Genomic DNA, 16,627 nt, shown 5'->3' with positions numbered 1-16,627 from the left:
TGCTAGATGCAAGTTTTCAGCTTACCTGCTTTGTATACCAATTAGATAGCTAGGGCTTTTAAAGCTTGGAGTGTTACATCTGACTTACCTTGTAACGATCGCGGTGCTGTATCGCCAATCACTTGGAAAGTTATATTAGCCGCAGTATTATTAACTAACTTGATATTAACCGTACCATTAGTAATTGCGATCGTCGCAGTGGGGGTTTGCCGTGGTTCTACTTGTGGTTGTTGGTCAGTAGAAACCGTAGGTGGTGAAGGCTGTTGAGTTTGATCGCCAGGAACTGGGCGTACTGGTCTAGCACCTGGTTGTGGTGGTACAGGAGACACTTGCCCTTCAGCCGGAGGAACTGGTTGTGGTGGTACGGGAGACACTTGCCCTTCAGCCGGAGGAACTGGCTGTGATGGTGTAACACCTGATTCTGGCGATCCGGGAGCTTGAGAGCGGTTGTAGGGTGGTTCGCTAAAAATGCTGGGACTTGGGTTTAGTCTTGAAGAAGTAGCTCCTGGCTCTTTAACATTGGGAGTAGATTCTTGTGCAAAAGCTTGAGGAATTGCTGGCAGACTAATCAGCAATCCCCCACAAAGAGCGCCAAATAACTTGCTATTGCGGAAATTTTGAAACTTCATATTTGTTCTTAACTCCTAAAAAAACTTCAACTTTTTTCTTACAAAAATTTATCCAACCGAAAATTAAATTAGGTTTTATTGCTCGTTGAGTATATCTAAATATCTAACAAATGACTCAATTTATCGCATCTAGCTAAGGATACGGAAATCATCTAAAAAAAATGAAAATATTTCATTCTCAAGATTTAAAGTCTTAATCATTGTGATTAAGCACATTTGTGTAATAGTCAAATTCAATATACTGCTAAAAAATTAATTTTCTCGTTAATAACTAAAGTCAACTTGAATGGGCTAAAATCTTACATCTATCACAGGAAAGAAAAATTTATTAGCAAATTAAGACTCAAGAGTTATTGGTAAAGTGATAGTAAAGGTAGTGCCAATGCCTTGGGTACTTTCAACTTGAATATGACCGTGATGATGTTCGACAATAGCTTGAGCGATCGCTAATCCTAATCCTGAACCAGTAGCGCTGGCTGTTGCTGTATTCCCCGTCCTATGAGTACGCGCCGGATCTACTCGATAAAAGCGATCGAACAAGCGTGGTAGCGCTTCGGCTGGAATTCCAACTCCGGTATCACTCACCTTAACTTGCAACTGGGCACTATTGTTACGTAGTCCAGAAACGCGATTTATTCCTTCTATCCGCGCCAATTCCACTTTCACTTGTCCACCTGCTGGAGTGTAATGCAAAGCGTTAGCAATTAAATTTGTGAACAGCCGCACCAATTGATCCCAATTACCTACAAGAGTAAACCAATTTTCCAGTAATTCAGGGCTAGTTTCAGAGATCGGAGGATCGACTAAGTTTAGAGAAAGGGCGATTTTTTTCTCAGGGACTAACAATTGTTGTTCTTCAACCACCTCTATTAGCAAAGCGTCCAACGGACAAGGTGAAAAAGTATCTTTGCTAATACCACTATCCTGTCGTGCTAGGAAGAGTAAGTCATTGACTAACTTACCCAAACGCTGCGTTAACCGTTCCACCACCTTTAACTGTTGTCGATATTGCAAAGAAATAGTCGTTTCTGTCTCTGCTAAATCCAAGTCAGCAAGGGCAACTTGCACATTAGTTTGAATCAAAGTAATAGGACTTCTAAGTTCGTGGGAAGCATCAGCAGTGAATTGTTTAAGACGTTGATAAGATTCACCCACTGGTTCCATCGCTTTACCCGAAAGAAACCAACCACTTGCGCCTACGGAAAGCACCATTAACCCAATACCTAATGCCAAATCAAAAATTAACTGGCGACTAGGTTTAGTAACTTCAAACCAGGGATGACTAACACGCAGATATCCTAATACTTGTCGTCTCACTTCTACACGTTGGGTGACTTGTCGTAATAAGAGTGGGGAGTTAGGAATTTTAAATTTGGAATTTTCACTCTCTCCCTTGACTACGCGCACAGTTTCACCAGTGCGATTGACACGAATGGGAATATTTACGGGTTCAGATAGCGTTGACCAAAGTAATTTACCAGTTGGACTAAACCATTCTAGGTCGATGTGGTCATCTTCTACAGTGTCGGTATTATCACCAAAACTGGCTTCTACATTAATACGAATTTTATCTGCATCAGTATTAATTGGCTCAAATATGAGCGTAGATGCGCAACCACTGGTTATGAGGCAACGCTCCACTATTTCCACTACATGATTAAGGGTGTCATCAATCCGCTCAATCAGTGTAGTACGAAAGTATAAATAAACGCCACTGGCAAACAGTAGCAGTAATACAGCAGTGACGGCAGTGTACCAAATTGCAAGACGGCGGCGAGTAGCCTGAAACATATTTTCACCTACTTCTTTTGACTGAATATCATCAGATTACGTGTTTATACGGCTAAAAACTAGCTCGCTTTTCTCGCTCAAGTGATTTTGCTGAGGTTTAATTTTTGCTGAAGAATTACACTTTTGTTGCAGTAAATCTGCTTAATCCTACTTTATTCTTTACAACCAGGATAAACAAATTGGTCTTTTCTGGCTATCTCAAATTAACCAAAATAATTCTTTAACTCATTAAAATAAAACTTAAAAAACCTTAAGTTAACAAATAAAATAGAACTTAGTTTTGATACTTTCAAAATAATTTTCCTAAAAATATTAATTATTTACTTTTTAAACTTATTGTAATTGTTGTTATGATTTTATCAAGTAGTAAACTTCTATTTTTTAAACCTGTAACCTGTCAAATAGTAATAATGGGGAAATCTCACTCATGAGATTCACAAACAATCTAAAAATAATTGTAACCTGCTTTTTTCCTCAACAAGTTTGTTCAAAATAATACTAGTTAATTTTTTTTGGAGTAACATTAGATTTTGACGGCAAAAACCATATTAATTTAACTACAAAACATTATATTAACGCTAATAATAATAGAATACTAAATTATAAAGAAGGAAATAGTTCCCAAATTAAAAAACTATTAAAATCAACTTTAAAATTTGCTAACTCTAACTTAGATAAAACCAAAATGATAATCATTTCATTATTAGGAGGAGAAAGAGTTTGAGCATTGTTTACTTTTCTTCACACAATTTGGTTTTATTGTGCCAACTTAACTTATTGATCTATACAAATATTTATAATCACAGTGTGATTAATCTTTTATTGTTAAACAGTTAGATTGGTTTTTGAGCACTGTTGCGCTGTCACAACCTTTATGGTATGTCTAATGTATCCATTGTCAGAATCGTATTATGCCTGCCCCTATTTGGAACAACAAACAAACTTGTACTATCCGAATCCCCGAAGTTTTCAAGTCTGACATCCTCAATTACGCAAAAGAACTCGATGAAGGCAACTTGGAGTCTGGCGTTATAAAAGTGACGAAGACAGAGCTAGAAAAGATTGAGTACTTTGTTTTGGGCGAAAAATATAATCAGACCCCCAGAGTAATTCCACTCATAAAAGAAGCATTAGAGCGATTCATTGAGTTAGTGAAACAGGTTCATCAGGGTGAACTCACTCTTGCAACCAAAGCCGAGAAAGTAATGGAACCAGAAAAATCATTAAAAAAGCTATCACCAGATTTTCTCAAATCAGTTGCCCCTCATCTTCCACAACTACTTGCACAAAAGCCATCTATAAAATCCACCATGTCGAATTTGAGCATTTCAGACCTACAAGTGGAGGTTATCACTCTACTGCTAAAAGCCAGTTCACTGATACAATCAGCCAGTACAACACTTTTCTCTGACAAATCTGGAACCAAATACGCTCAATTCTACCGAGAGATTAACGAGGAAACCCAGAAGGTAGAAAAACTGGAGTTACCAATGGCGGTCGTAGCTCCCATGAAAGCTGGTAAATCTACAATTATTAACGCCATAGTAGGTCGGGATTTATTACCTAGCCGCAATGCTGCCATGACGACTTTGCCAACCGAGATTTTTCTTACTAATGATCGCACTTGTCCTAAGCTATTACTAAGTGAACAACTGGTTGACGAATTCCGTAAGGCAATAGGAGCGTTGCAATCCAAAGCTGATCAAATTGGTATGAGCCGCGCTAAGGAACAATTGAATGAGCACCCATACCTAATTGAACTTTTGCAGAGCATTCAAACTGGTGCCTGGAACTTTAGTGTAGAAACCGTTGGCGATGAGGAAATCAACAAAACACTTACTGGACTCAATGACATCATTCGTCTTTGTAGTATCCTGAGACTCAATGTGAACCCACTAAAAGCCATCGCCAGTGTTCCTCGAATTGAGACACCATTCTGCCGAATCCAAGGGGATAAGCAATCAGAACGTCAGGGTAATCTCATCATTGTTGACACTCCAGGTCCAAACGAGGCAGGCAAAAATCTGGAACTTTATCAGGTTGTCAAAGATCAACTTCAGAAAAGCTCAATAGTCGTGATTGTTCTCAACTTCACTACACTCAACACTGATGCAGATGAAAAGGTTAAACAAGAAGTAGAACGAATAATCAAACTGCGGGGTGATGACAACCTTTATGTACTGATCAATAAGGTTGATCAACGAATTGACACCGACGAAGGTACGACTCCTGAGAAGGTACATAAGTTTGTTGCTGCCAAGTTTGGCATTAACTCACGTATATTTGAAGTCTCAGCACGATGGGCATTCTTTGCAACTAATTTCCTATCAGAAGTTCAAGAAAACCCAAAAAAGAACATCTTGGAACTGAAAACTGTTCGTCCTCTTGCTCAACAAGTATTAGGCGGTTCCCGTTGGGAATACAAGCTCAAAGACATTAACACTACAATAGAAAACTTGCAAAAGGAAGCCCAGTATCTCTGGGATGATTCTGGCTTTCCCAAGTTTCTGGAGGAAGCGATCAATGCTCTGATGAGGAAAATTGCACCTGTCTCCATGAAATCTGCTCTGAGCCTCACTCGTAGCTATCTAACTCAACTCTGTGAGGACATGCAGCTTCGCAAAAAGGCGATCGCTGCTGATGCAGATGTCCTGAGACAACAAATTACTGCCTTAGAAAAAGACTTACAAGACTTGGAGCTATCGAGATTAAGGTTACAACAAGTACGTGTGATCCAAAACAATCTAGAACAGCAGATTGATACTCTTTTAAGTCAATTCGATGATTATAAATTACCGTCTGAGTTGATTAAGCTATTCGGTACTCAAGGCGAAGTTCAGTTTATATCTCTCAGCCTTGCTGAGGACTTCCAAGATAAAGTATACCAATCTATTAGGCAGGAATTAGACAAATCATTGGACAAAACACGTGAAGAAATTACACGATTGACCGAGAAAGCCCGTCACGCACTGATTGAATTCTTGCAACGTGAAACCAAGCCCATCATTCAAAGAGCGCAGCAGCGATTGAATGAGGCATTTGACCTAGAGTTATACTTTATGTCACCCAGAGTTTTTTCTGATGATATTAAAATAGTCAGTCCTCGTCGTACCAATATCAAAAGCAAATCTGAATCCTGGATCGCCTGGGAAACTCGCCATGAAAGACGTTGGTACACTCTTTGGCTTTGGGAGCATGAGATACAAGTCCCTGTTAAACAGTGGTCTCAGTACTATGTCATCACGCGTCAAGAAATCACTGACCTGTTTAAAGAGTCTATAAAGCAAAATGTCTTGCAAATTCAGAGGAAGACCAATCAATACTTGGATGAAGACTTCCAGGAGAAAATTGCTGCTTTCTTTGAAAGCCTTGACCTCTATCTCAGCAACTACCGTGACAACTTGAGACAAGCTCAGGAAGACAAGGAATTGTCTGATGAACAGCAGAATAAACTACTGGAAACCCTAGATTTACTGGTTTTCCAGGTAAATGAACAAATTGAACAAGCTGGCTCTTACTTGTCTGAAATTAAGCAGCAATTCATGCTCGACAACTAGCTGTGGATACCTGAGCTAGGAGGGCGGCTTCCTGGCTATTGTATACTGCGATGAAGTTCTGGCAAATAATAAAAGACTCGTACTCCTCTCATCAATTTTTAAGCCGAGCCTATCAATCTAATCTATTTTTAGAGTAACACAACTAGTCTTACTATGTTGCTTACACTTTTTCTTGTGGCTTTGTAATTGTTTGAGGAGTCACGGGTTGACCTTTATCATTTAGTCCTCGATTTGAAAACGAACCCAAAAACATGACTGTCACTTCTAACAATTTCTCTGGTCATAATTGGAACGGTCATAATCTCAGTCAGCAAAACTTATCAGGATATCAACTTATCCGTACACAAATGAATGGGGCGAATTTAAGAAATTCTCAACTAGATGGAACCATCTTAGAATATGCTCAATTGTCTGGAGCCGACTTAACTAATGCCAGCTTCCGAGGAGCTGACCTACGTAATGCCAATTTAGAATATGCCCAATTAAAAAATACCGATTTTAGGGGTGCTGATGTACAAGGGACTCTATTTAAAGACAACACAGGACTTTCGGAAAAAACCAAAGTAGAACTAAAAGCAAGAGGAGCGATAATGAATGGTGGCTCCAAAACTATAGACCGTAATTGGTGGATAGAAAAGGTTATTATTCCTGTTGCTACATTACTGATAGGTAGTAGTGGAATTGTGGGGATTTGGCAACTTTTACAACCAAAATCAGTAAACCCTCACTCACCACCTCCTTTTATCGAGAAGACCCAATCACCACGGAGATAAAGAGGTAAGTAGGGAAGTAGGAGGTATGCGATCGCACTGATTTAAAACTCGTCTAGTCCAACTACCACCAAGCGATTCCCTTATTCTTTTCCAAGCTTCTCGATGAGGATGAGTCACTTGGATCTTACTAGCTTTTTTATTAGCACCTTTCGTTGTTTTACCTTCTAATGTCAGTAGACCGAAAAGTTTTCCAGAAGCCTGAAGAGTTCTTCATTTCCGCTTGGGAATACAATCCGTCGAAATCAGCTTGTAATCTACCTTTCAAGAACTTTTTTTCTGGGTGGACTTCACAGTGATCGCAACTGGTCATGATTGCCAGTCCCAAAAACAACGGCCCAAACCCTCATTCTTTCGTCAAGTTCCAAAACTTTTTGGTCTAGCCCTCTTCTAAGGTGCTTCCAATTAGAAAAATATACTATCACTTTGAAGGCAAGGGGGCAAGGAGCAGGGAGCAGGGGGAAAGAAAGTTCTTTTGAAGAAGAGAAATTGGATAATTTATTTTCTGGAAGTCCCTAACTCTCTTCTGTCACTCTCCGAAAACATTTGCCATTTCTGAATTCTAGAGCTTTTGTATAGCAAGCGATTGCGCGATTCTTTTCTAATAACAAATACAAGACAATTTTTTTTCTAATAGTATAGCTTGTATTGGTTGCCTCATGAGGCTTCTAGCGATCGCCCTCTCGGAAAGTGACAGAAGAGGGCTAACACTCTTCCATCACTGTGGTCAAAGAAAAATCTCAGCCAACTTTTAAACAATAGACAAAAACTAAGTTTGGAGCTTTATTTTCTAAGATTATGAGTAAAATCATCTCTTTTGCCTGAAAGTGTTGTCTAGTAAGGATTATTGTTTTATTCTCTGGTGAGAGTGATGAAAGAGCGCTAAGTCGCATCAAGTATTTTTTGATTTGGAAGTCGCTCGAATTCTGAATTACTGTCTTCTCTACGAGATGCTGTGCAAACGTAGCAATAGTGCAGAGTTAGCTAGGAACAGGCATCCGTAGAAGCGTCATTACGAATTACAAATGATATTAAACCTCAACCAAAACGGCCTCCCGCAGCTTGCCAATCACATCACTCAGATTACCCGTATTCAGGCGGTAACTCAGAGGATGGGCAATCAACCGCGCCGTACTTTGATACAGACTAGCAATTTCAATCAAACCATTTTCGCGCAAAGTTCGCCCTGTAGACACCAAATCTACGATCGCTTCTGACATTCCAGTAATTGGGCCTAATTCCACTGAACCATACAACGGCACTATTTCCACAGGTAAATCCAGACTATGGAAATATTCACGAGCGCAATTCACATATTTTGAAGCAACTCTACCATGCGGTGGTAAATCTAAAGGCGATCGGTAAGAACTAGATGCTTTTACCGCCACCGACATCCGACAATGACCAAACTGCAAATCTACCAAGTGGGCAACTTGCGGCTGCTTCTCCCGTAACACATCGTAACCAACAATCCCCAGTTGTGCTTGACCATATTCCACATAAACAGGCACATCTTGCGCCCGCACCAGTAAAGCTTTTGCAATTCCCTTAGTGTCAGGAATTTGAAGTTGGCGAGTTCCTGAATCTAAAAAAGTACTAAAATCTAATCCGACAGCTTGTAGCAAGCGGATGCTATTTTTAAGTAGTTCCCCTTTTGGCAATGCAACAGTCAGCATTTTTTGTATTGGTATCCTTAGCGTCTTGGCAGTTGAATAATATTGAGAATATCTCTATATGCTTACCACAAGCAGCATGAGAATTTTATTAGTTGATGATGAAGTTGAACTAACTCAACCCTTGAGCCGCTTGTTAACTCGTGAGGGTTACGCTGTAGATGCCGTTTATGATGGGACATCTGGCAGCGAACTTGCACAAGCAGGCAGTTATGACCTACTTATTTTAGATTGGATGCTGCCAGGAAAAACGGGGTTAGAGATTTGTCAGGAATTGCGACGCCAAAGCAAAACCACTCCCGTTCTGTTTCTTACAGCTAAAGATACTCTTGATGACCGCGTACAAGGTTTAGATGCTGGTGCTGATGACTATTTGGTTAAACCTTTTGAACTGCGGGAGTTATTAGCAAGAGTCCGTGCTTTATTGCGTCGTTCCGGTTCCCAAACCTATGAAACCACTACTGGACGTTTAACCGTTGCTGATTTAGAACTCGATAGTGAAAATCAAGTAGCCTATCGCCAAGGACGAATAATTGAGTTATCGCAAAAAGAAAGTCAGTTGTTGCAATACTTTATGGAACACACTGGACAACTTCTGACTCATGCCCAGATTATGCAAAATTTGTGGCAAGAGTCAGAACAACCCAGTAGTAATGTAATTGCGGCATTAATTCGTTTGTTGCGGCGTAAGATTGAGGTAGGTAGAGAAACTACGCTGATTCACACAGTCTACGGCAAAGGCTATCGTTTCGGTGCTTCTTCAGTGGAGTCAGTTTAGCCGCCTAGTTCCACTCACAAAGATTTGGTTAATTGTTCGATAACATCAGCATTTGCCACAAATAGATAAGCATTGGTAACGAACGCATAAATTGTCGTTACTAACGCATAAGTATTCCTAACAAAACAGGTTGTGTTGGTAACGAACGCATAAGTGTCGTTACTAACGCATAAGCATTGCTAACAAAACAGGTTGTGTTGCTAACAAACAGCCGTCAGCGTCCCAGGTTCTATAAATGCACTACAAACTTACAGCAGTTTTCATTTAATTGAACCACATCGTAAACCTGTTAGAATCAACCAATTTCAGCTTGTACTATTAAGATTTACCCAAAAATTGATTAATTTGAAGTTGCAGTTTTTCTCGTAATTGTTGTGCCTGCTGATAGGCTACTGCACGCCCTTTCTTTGAGTGGTTATCCAATCCTGCTGGTTGCAAAGGGCTAATAAAGTAACGCAAACGAGTTCTCATTGCCCAAACTCCCGTTGAGGGAAACAGAAGTAAGGCAAACATCAAAGGCGACAAAGGTAAAAATGGTAGTTTGACTAGTCGTTGCAATTTGGTAAAATTAACAGCCCAAGGATGCAAAAATTCACTACCGATGCAAACTACTGGCAGAATGGGAATATGATAGCGATCGCTCAACTGAATAAAACTCACATCAAACTTTTCTAGTTGATAGCGTCTTCTCCAACCTTTCAAAGGCCCGCGAATACCTTCGGGTGCATATAAAAGAATTTTACCTTCAGCAAGCGCCCCCTCAAAATCATCTAATTTGGCTCGCACACCACCTAAAACCTGCGACCATTGAGGTGGTAGCCACCAAATCATCCAAGGATGCTCAAATAATACTGGATTTGCTATGGGTTGTACTACCCATCCTTTGGCTTCACTTAATAAATAACCCAACGTTAAAAAGTCCCAAGGAAAACACATCCCGGTATGATTCATTGCCACAATCAATGGCTCTGTTGGCGGCAAGTTTTCAACTTGTTGCAACTCTCCCCGAAAATAGTATTTAACTATAGGGTTCAGAAGTTCTTTGCGAAAAGCTTGTTGATATTTGGGATCGAATTCACCAACTTCTTTTCGAGGTGAACGAAAACCCAGACGCAACCAGCGACTCAACAACGCTAGATAAAATCCACCAGGAATTAAAAATAATCCATATTCTAACCAATTCCAACCATCTGGATCTGTGTGATAGTGCTGCCAATGGCGATTGAATAAAATTAACCACCCTGGAGGATACCAAAGACAAAACCAATCAAACCAGTTAAATATATAGCCTTCACCTGGTGCATTTTCCTGTTGACTGTTTAATAAGTTTTCGGAGTGTTGATTAATCAAAACAGTTAAAGATTAGGATTATGCAAAAGTTTTATTAATAATGGATCTTCAAAAGGAACAGATGTTTTTAAACATGGGATTTTTTTGTTATGGTCGTCCTTAGTCATTTGTCCTTTGTCATTAGTCATTTGTGATTACCAAGGACAAATGACAGCCAACATAAAAATATTTCACAAATGATTTAGGACTGCTATAAATAGTTTATACATAACAAATTAATTTCGATATGAATCATAAGAGTGTGACGCACCACAAATTTTTTTGCTGTATGCAATGTCTGATACTAATTAATTAAATTGTCTTAAATAATACTATTGTGACATTGCATATAAGACAAAATTTAATGTTTATTTTAGATATACTTTCGTAGGCGTTCAGTAAGCCGCGAATACTGATAACTGAATATTGATGTTTCGCCAAAAGATGAAATTGATAACGACTAATGATTATTTAAATTCTTCCTCAAGTTGGAGACGAATGACGAGACATCTGTCCTACTCTTCATACTATGGAACTAGGAAAGCCACTCAAAATTTCAGATTTAATCCGTCAACTTCGGCAGCAACTCAATCTCTCTCAAGAAAAGTTTGCAGCTAAGTTAGGAGTTTCCCTACGAACAATCAATCGCTGGGAAAACGGGTCTACAGTGCCTTCACAGATGGCACTAAAGCTGATTGAAGAAATGTTAGAGAAAATGGGCCAAGCAGGCAAAAGATTAGTGAATGAGTATCTCCCAAAATCGGATCAACGGGAGGACTCTTAAGATGATGGTGAAAGTACCTGAAAAAATTTTGATAATGCGTTCTCGGTTCATAGCTTTTAGTGTGATGATTTTGGCAGTCATAGCGGCACTGCTGTTGACAAAAATCTTACTATCAGTTTTCGATCCGAGCATATTTACATTATTTTATGCTGCTGTAGCAGTTAGCGCTTGGTATGGCGGTATGAAGCTTGGAGTACTAGCGATCGCTTTATCTGTGACAACTGCGCTCTATTTTTTGATCGATCCAGTCTACTCCTTCGATTTCCTCAGCCTCAAAGTTCTGGTACGATTAACCACATTCTCACTAGTATCATTTTTAATTACTGCACTATCTTCAGAGTTGCGAACTGCCAGACGCAAGGCAGAGACAAGCTTCAAATTGTTGCAAAATAGCGAAATGCGGTTTAGCCGACTGGCAGAATCCAACATCATTGGAGTCATCCTCACTGATATGAACAACGGCTGTATCATCGAAGCCAATGATGCTTTTCTGAACACGATCGGCTATACGCGAGAAGATTTATATGCTAACCAAATAAACTGGCGCGAAATTACCCCACCTAAGTATCTTCTTTTGAGTGAACGTTCGGTGGAAGAAGTGAAAACTACTGGAGTATGTAAGCCTTTTGAGAAAGAATACATTCGTAAAGATGGCGATCGCATTCCTGTTCTGCTCGGTTCTGTGACGCTGGGAAATACTCAAGAAAGCGTTATTGCCTTTGTTGTTGATTTGAGCGAACAGCAAGCAGCGCTACGCGATGTCTACGACGAGCTTCGCTTACGCAAACAAGTAGAACGAACTTTGCAAGAGAAAGAGGAGCGTCTGAGGTTAGCTAACGAACGGTTTGAGTTAGCAGCATCTGCGGTAAACTGTCTGATTTATGACTGGAATATAGAACAGGATACTGTTGAAAGAACTGATGGGTTAACCCGAATTTTGGGCTATTCCCTCGCAGAATCTGAATCAACTGGTAGTTGGTGGCGTGAGCTTGTCCATCCAGAGGATTTGCAATATGTACAACAAGAGACGGGAGGTGCTTTGGCAAATAGCGATCGCTATGCTGCCGAGTACCGAATTCGCAACAAAAACAATCAGTACATCTATGTTTTGGATCAAGGGATAGTAGTACAGCGAGATGCTGACGGAAACCCGGTACGTTTAGTTGGCAGCACTACAGATATTAGCAAACGCAAACAGGCAGAAGCAGCAATCCAAGCAAGTGAGGAGCGGCTCAGGAGTTTTGTGAAAGCGAATATAGTTGGTATTCTCTTTGGTGATGTGAATGGCAGTATTATTGAAGCCAATGACGAGTTTTTGCGAATTGTCGGCTATACCCAAGAGGATATCCAAGCAGGTAGATTACAGTGGGCTGATATCACGCCATCTGAGTATCAATATTTAGATGAACTAGCTATTGCCGAAGCAATAGCGAAGGGAACCTGTACTCCTTATGAGAAGGAATTTATTCGCAAAGATGGTTCCAGCGTACCAGTTGTAGTTGGCTACTCCCTTTTAGGAGAATCTCGGCATAAATCAGTTGCATTCATTCTGGATATTAGCGATCTCAAACAAGTTAAAAAAGCACTGAGTCAGAGTCAAGAGCAATTTCAAGCTTTTATGGACAATATTCCCGCTGCTGCATGGATTACGAATGCAGAGGGACGCGTACTTTACCTCAGTCCAACTTATTTCAGCACGTTCAATGTAGCAACAAATAAGGCAATCAATAAAAACATTTTTGACCTATACCCAGTCCAAATCGCTCAACCCCTTCTGGATAACATTAGAATAGTTGCCGAGACGAATCAGGTTGTTCAAACGATTGAGTCTGCCCCACGCACAGATGGCACCCTTGGCGAATTTTTGGTCTATAAGTTTCCCATTGCCGATGCGTCTGACCAACGCCTGGTAGGAGGGGTTGCAATTGACATTACCGAACGCGAACGTGCCCTTCGCGAACGTCAGCTTGCAGAACAAGCCTTACAAGAGCGCAGTGAAAGACTTAAACTGCTTTCGGAAACGACCAGTGATTTGCTTTCAACCGAGCGCCCCTTGGATCTAATGAACAGCTTGTTTAGCAAACTCTCGGCGCAAATGGATTTGCATTTTTACTTTCACTATTTAATCGATACACACGAAAATAAGCCAAAACTTCGGTTAGTAGGTTGGAATGGTATTACTGATGAAGTATTTCAAACAATTGAATACGTTGACTTTAATGAAGGGATATGGGGACTAGTGGTGCAAGAACGCTGTCAAATCGTCGTCAATAATGTGCCGCACTCTACCCATCCCCATGCCCAGATTCTCCATGCTTTAGGAATCACAGCCTATGCAGGTCAACCGTTAATTGCTCAAGGAAAGCTGCTTGGTGTCCTCTGCTTTGCTAGTCGCACCCGTACCAATTTCACTTCTGGGGAAATAGCTTTATTACAAGCAACTTCCGATCAGGTAGCGGTTGCTCTGGAACGCGCTCAGTTAATGGCTTCGTTACAGCGACGCAAAGAAGAATTAATCCAAGCTAATCGAATCAAAGATGAGTTTTTGGCGGTGCTTTCCCACGAACTTCGCACGCCGCTAAACCCGATTTTGGGATGGTCAAAGTTACTGCAAACGAAAAAGTATGATGAAGTTACCACAACTCGCGCTCTCGAAACCATTGAGCGCAATGCCAAGCTTCAAACCCAATTAATCGAAGATTTACTGGATGTCTCTCGCATTCTACAAGGTAAGCTGAGTCTGAATATTGCTCATGTGAATCTAGAAATTGCGATCGCCGCCGCAATAGAAACTGTACATCTAGCCGCTGAAGCCAAATCGATCGATTTGCAATTTCCGATTTTAGACTTCGACGCGAACACTCAGTCCTTACCTGCGGGACGCTACGCAAACGACAAGGCTCAAGAACCATCGAACGATTTTAGATTAGAAAATTCTCAAATAAATTTAGACTCTATCGATTTTAATAAGCAACCTAACAATTTAAAATGCCAAACTTCAAATTCTAAATTTTTAGTCACAGGTGATTCCAGTCGCTTGCAGCAAGTTATCTGGAATCTACTTTCCAATGCTATTAAGTTTACACCCCAAGGTGGAAAGATAGAAATCAGTTTAGAGTCTGTTGGTTCTCAGGTTCAGTTGCGAGTCAGTGATACAGGTAAGGGAATTAGCCCTGACTTTTTACCATTCGTCTTTGACTACTTTCGACAAGCTGATGGCGCAACCACTAGAAAATTTGGAGGACTGGGCTTAGGATTAGCTATTGTTCGTTACATTGTCGAGCTACATGGTGGCACAGTTAAAGCAGAAAGTTTGGGTGAAGAACAGGGAGCAACCTTTACAGTCATACTACCGTTAATCAAGGTCGATCTAAATAGCCATCAGATTGTCTCTCAAGCTGATGATTTGCCCGATTTCAATGGGTTGAAAGTTCTGCTTGTAGATGATGAGCGGGATACACGAGAGTTAATTGCTTTCATTTTGGAGCAATCTGGTGCGGTAGTAACCCAGGCTGCATCTGCGATCGAAGCACTACGAATTATGCCTGAGTTCCAGCCAAATCTGCTGTTAAGCGACATTGGAATGCCAGAAATAGACGGGTATATGCTGATACGTCAAATTAGAGCTATGTCACCAGAACTTGGAGGAAACATTCCCGCGATCGCCCTTACAGCTTATGCTGGTGAGGTTGATTATCAACAGGCAATTGCCGCCGGATTTGGGCAGCATATCACCAAACCAGTGGAGCCATCTAAATTACTGCGAACGATCGCCAACCTAATTTATAGTTATAGCAATCTGCGTTAACTCCGCAACTTCTTTGAGAAGTCACGGATTGGTGTTATCCCTCTTCTGTCACTTTCCGAGTATTCTGAATAAAAGAATCAAAAAAGAAAACGCTAGAAGGCAAGTAGGGCAATGGATGTAGAATTACAAATCCTGAAACATTTGGCAAGAGATGCCCACCCAACAGTTGTGATCGTAGATGGATATTGTGCAGAGTATAAAGACTTATTCAAAGAAGTAAGAAATTATGAATGCTTCAAATATTTAGACTTGGGAATAAGTTCACCAATAAAAAGAAAATCATTACCAGAAATTGCTAAGGTAGTGAGTATAAACTCAGCACAGTCATTACATCATTTCATAGCAAATTCAGATTGGTCAATAAATAAATTAAAAAGCCGAAGATTAAATAAAATCAAGAGAGCATTAAATGGAAATGCAATTACAGTAGTAATAGATGAAACAGAAGATAGGAAAAAAGGTAAAAAGACTGATTATGTAGCAAGACAATATCTAGGCAGTGTAGGAAAAATAAATAATGGGATAGTTACAGTTAATGCTTATGGAGTTGACTGTAATATAACATTTCCATTAATTTTAAAAGTATTTAAGCCTAAAGGAACGCTAAAAGAATCAGATAAATACAAAACGAAAATAGAGTTAGCGTCAGAAATTCTTACAGAATTAATTGAATCAGGCTTTAATATTGAATTGGGGAAGAACTGATAGTTTATATGGTGAAAGTAGCCAATTCATTCAAAAACTAACTGAATACAAGCTCGCTTATGTTGTAGCAATTAGGAGTAATTATGGAGTCTGGCTGCCTTCTGGGCAGAGCGTTAGAGCGAATAAGTGATGCAAATTTGAGAGGACATTTAGCAATCAAAAATCAGAAATTAGATACATTAGGGAAATAATTTATGGAAAAAAAAGGGTTATAACTTACTGGGAAATAACTACTGACCCAGAAACCATGCCAGAGAACTCTACCTCTTTTGTAATGACCAATCTTCAAGGTAATCTCAAGAAAACTTTAGGAGATTTATATGGATTAAGAACCTGGGTAGAATATGGTTTCTGACAGTGTAAACAGGAACTAGGTTGGACAGATTATCGTTTCACTAATTTTCACCATATTCAGAGGTGGTGGGAAATTGTTTTTTGTGTTTACACAATGATTAGTTTAAATTCACCAGCATTTTTAGGCTCTAATGAATCTCGTAAAATCCAACCTGATGTACAAGAGAATAGTTCTGTAGATTTTTCTAATCATCAACAATGAAACTATGAATGCGGATGGAAGAATACTTTAAATAATCTCCGTCTCATTGCCCAACCACTCTTACTATTTTGGTTGATTTATCCCTGGATACATATTTTCCCCAATTCTAATTTATTGCTGGGATTCAATCAATTAATTAGTGAAATGAATCAATTTAAACCCTATTATGCTTCTGAATAATTTCACTTAGTTATACCAATTCTCTAAAAGCTGGCTACAGATAAAGCTACCAAAATATATTGCCTTC

9 protein-coding genes and 1 pseudogene are annotated in these 16,627 nt (G+C 39.9%); 6 read left to right on the top strand and 4 right to left on the bottom strand.

Annotated elements, in window-relative coordinates; all coding sequences use genetic code 11:
* Positions 1-41: 41 nt before the first annotated feature.
* Positions 42-629: a hypothetical protein gene (locus HWQ58_RS16615; protein WP_292864595.1), complete on the bottom strand. Its 588-nt coding sequence runs from the start codon at positions 627-629 to the stop codon at positions 42-44.
* A 336-nt stretch (positions 630-965) separates the two neighbouring features.
* Positions 966-2,420 carry an ATP-binding protein gene (locus HWQ58_RS16610; RefSeq protein WP_292864592.1) on the bottom strand — a complete coding sequence of 485 codons (1,455 nt, stop codon included), beginning with the start codon at positions 2,418-2,420 and terminating at the stop codon, positions 966-968.
* Between the two features lie 911 nt (positions 2,421-3,331).
* On the opposite strand from HWQ58_RS16610, the gene HWQ58_RS16605 reads away from it, so the two are divergent.
* A complete protein-coding gene (locus tag HWQ58_RS16605) occupies positions 3,332-5,977 on the top strand; it encodes a dynamin family protein (RefSeq protein WP_292864589.1) in 2,646 nt (881 codons plus the stop codon).
* Between the two features lie 251 nt (positions 5,978-6,228).
* Positions 6,229-6,750 (top strand): pentapeptide repeat-containing protein, encoded by a 522-nt coding sequence (locus HWQ58_RS16600; protein ID WP_292864586.1) that lies wholly within the window; start codon positions 6,229-6,231, stop codon positions 6,748-6,750.
* A 1,028-nt stretch (positions 6,751-7,778) separates the two neighbouring features.
* Here the strand turns inward: HWQ58_RS16600 and hisG are convergent.
* The gene (gene hisG / locus HWQ58_RS16595; RefSeq protein ID WP_292864583.1) at positions 7,779-8,423 is read right to left on the bottom strand and encodes an ATP phosphoribosyltransferase; all 645 of its coding nucleotides are present in this window, start codon (positions 8,421-8,423) and stop codon (positions 7,779-7,781) included.
* A 76-nt stretch (positions 8,424-8,499) separates the two neighbouring features.
* Between hisG and rppA the strand changes: the two genes are divergently transcribed.
* On the top strand, positions 8,500-9,198 hold the full coding sequence (gene rppA / locus HWQ58_RS16590; RefSeq protein ID WP_292864580.1) for a two-component system response regulator RppA: 699 nt from the start codon (positions 8,500-8,502) through the stop codon (positions 9,196-9,198).
* 318 nt (positions 9,199-9,516) lie between these two features.
* Here rppA and HWQ58_RS16585 read toward each other — a convergent pair whose 3' ends face one another.
* Positions 9,517-10,548 (bottom strand): 1-acyl-sn-glycerol-3-phosphate acyltransferase, encoded by a 1,032-nt coding sequence (locus HWQ58_RS16585; protein WP_292864577.1) that lies wholly within the window; start codon positions 10,546-10,548, stop codon positions 9,517-9,519.
* A 508-nt stretch (positions 10,549-11,056) separates the two neighbouring features.
* Between HWQ58_RS16585 and HWQ58_RS16580 the strand changes: the two genes are divergently transcribed.
* The 3 genes and pseudogenes from HWQ58_RS16580 to HWQ58_RS16570 all read left to right on the top strand — a co-directional run bounded on the left by HWQ58_RS16580 (position 11,057) and on the right by HWQ58_RS16570 (position 16,560).
* Positions 11,057-11,311: a helix-turn-helix transcriptional regulator gene (locus HWQ58_RS16580; RefSeq protein WP_292864574.1), complete on the top strand. Its 255-nt coding sequence runs from the start codon at positions 11,057-11,059 to the stop codon at positions 11,309-11,311.
* Position 11,312: 1 nt separating this feature from the next.
* The gene (locus HWQ58_RS16575) at positions 11,313-15,119 is read left to right on the top strand and encodes a PAS domain S-box protein (protein ID WP_292864571.1); all 3,807 of its coding nucleotides are present in this window, start codon (positions 11,313-11,315) and stop codon (positions 15,117-15,119) included.
* 111 nt (positions 15,120-15,230) lie between these two features.
* Positions 15,231-16,560 (top strand): annotated as a pseudogene (locus tag HWQ58_RS16570) (IS701 family transposase).
* Positions 16,561-16,627 lie beyond the last annotated feature (67 nt).

This window comes from Nostoc sp. LPT (genome assembly GCF_017115165.1).
GTDB lineage: Bacteria > Cyanobacteriota > Cyanobacteriia > Cyanobacteriales > Nostocaceae > Nostoc.
Note: the sequence above shows the minus strand (reverse complement) of the source record. Positions and strands in the feature narration are given on the sequence as shown.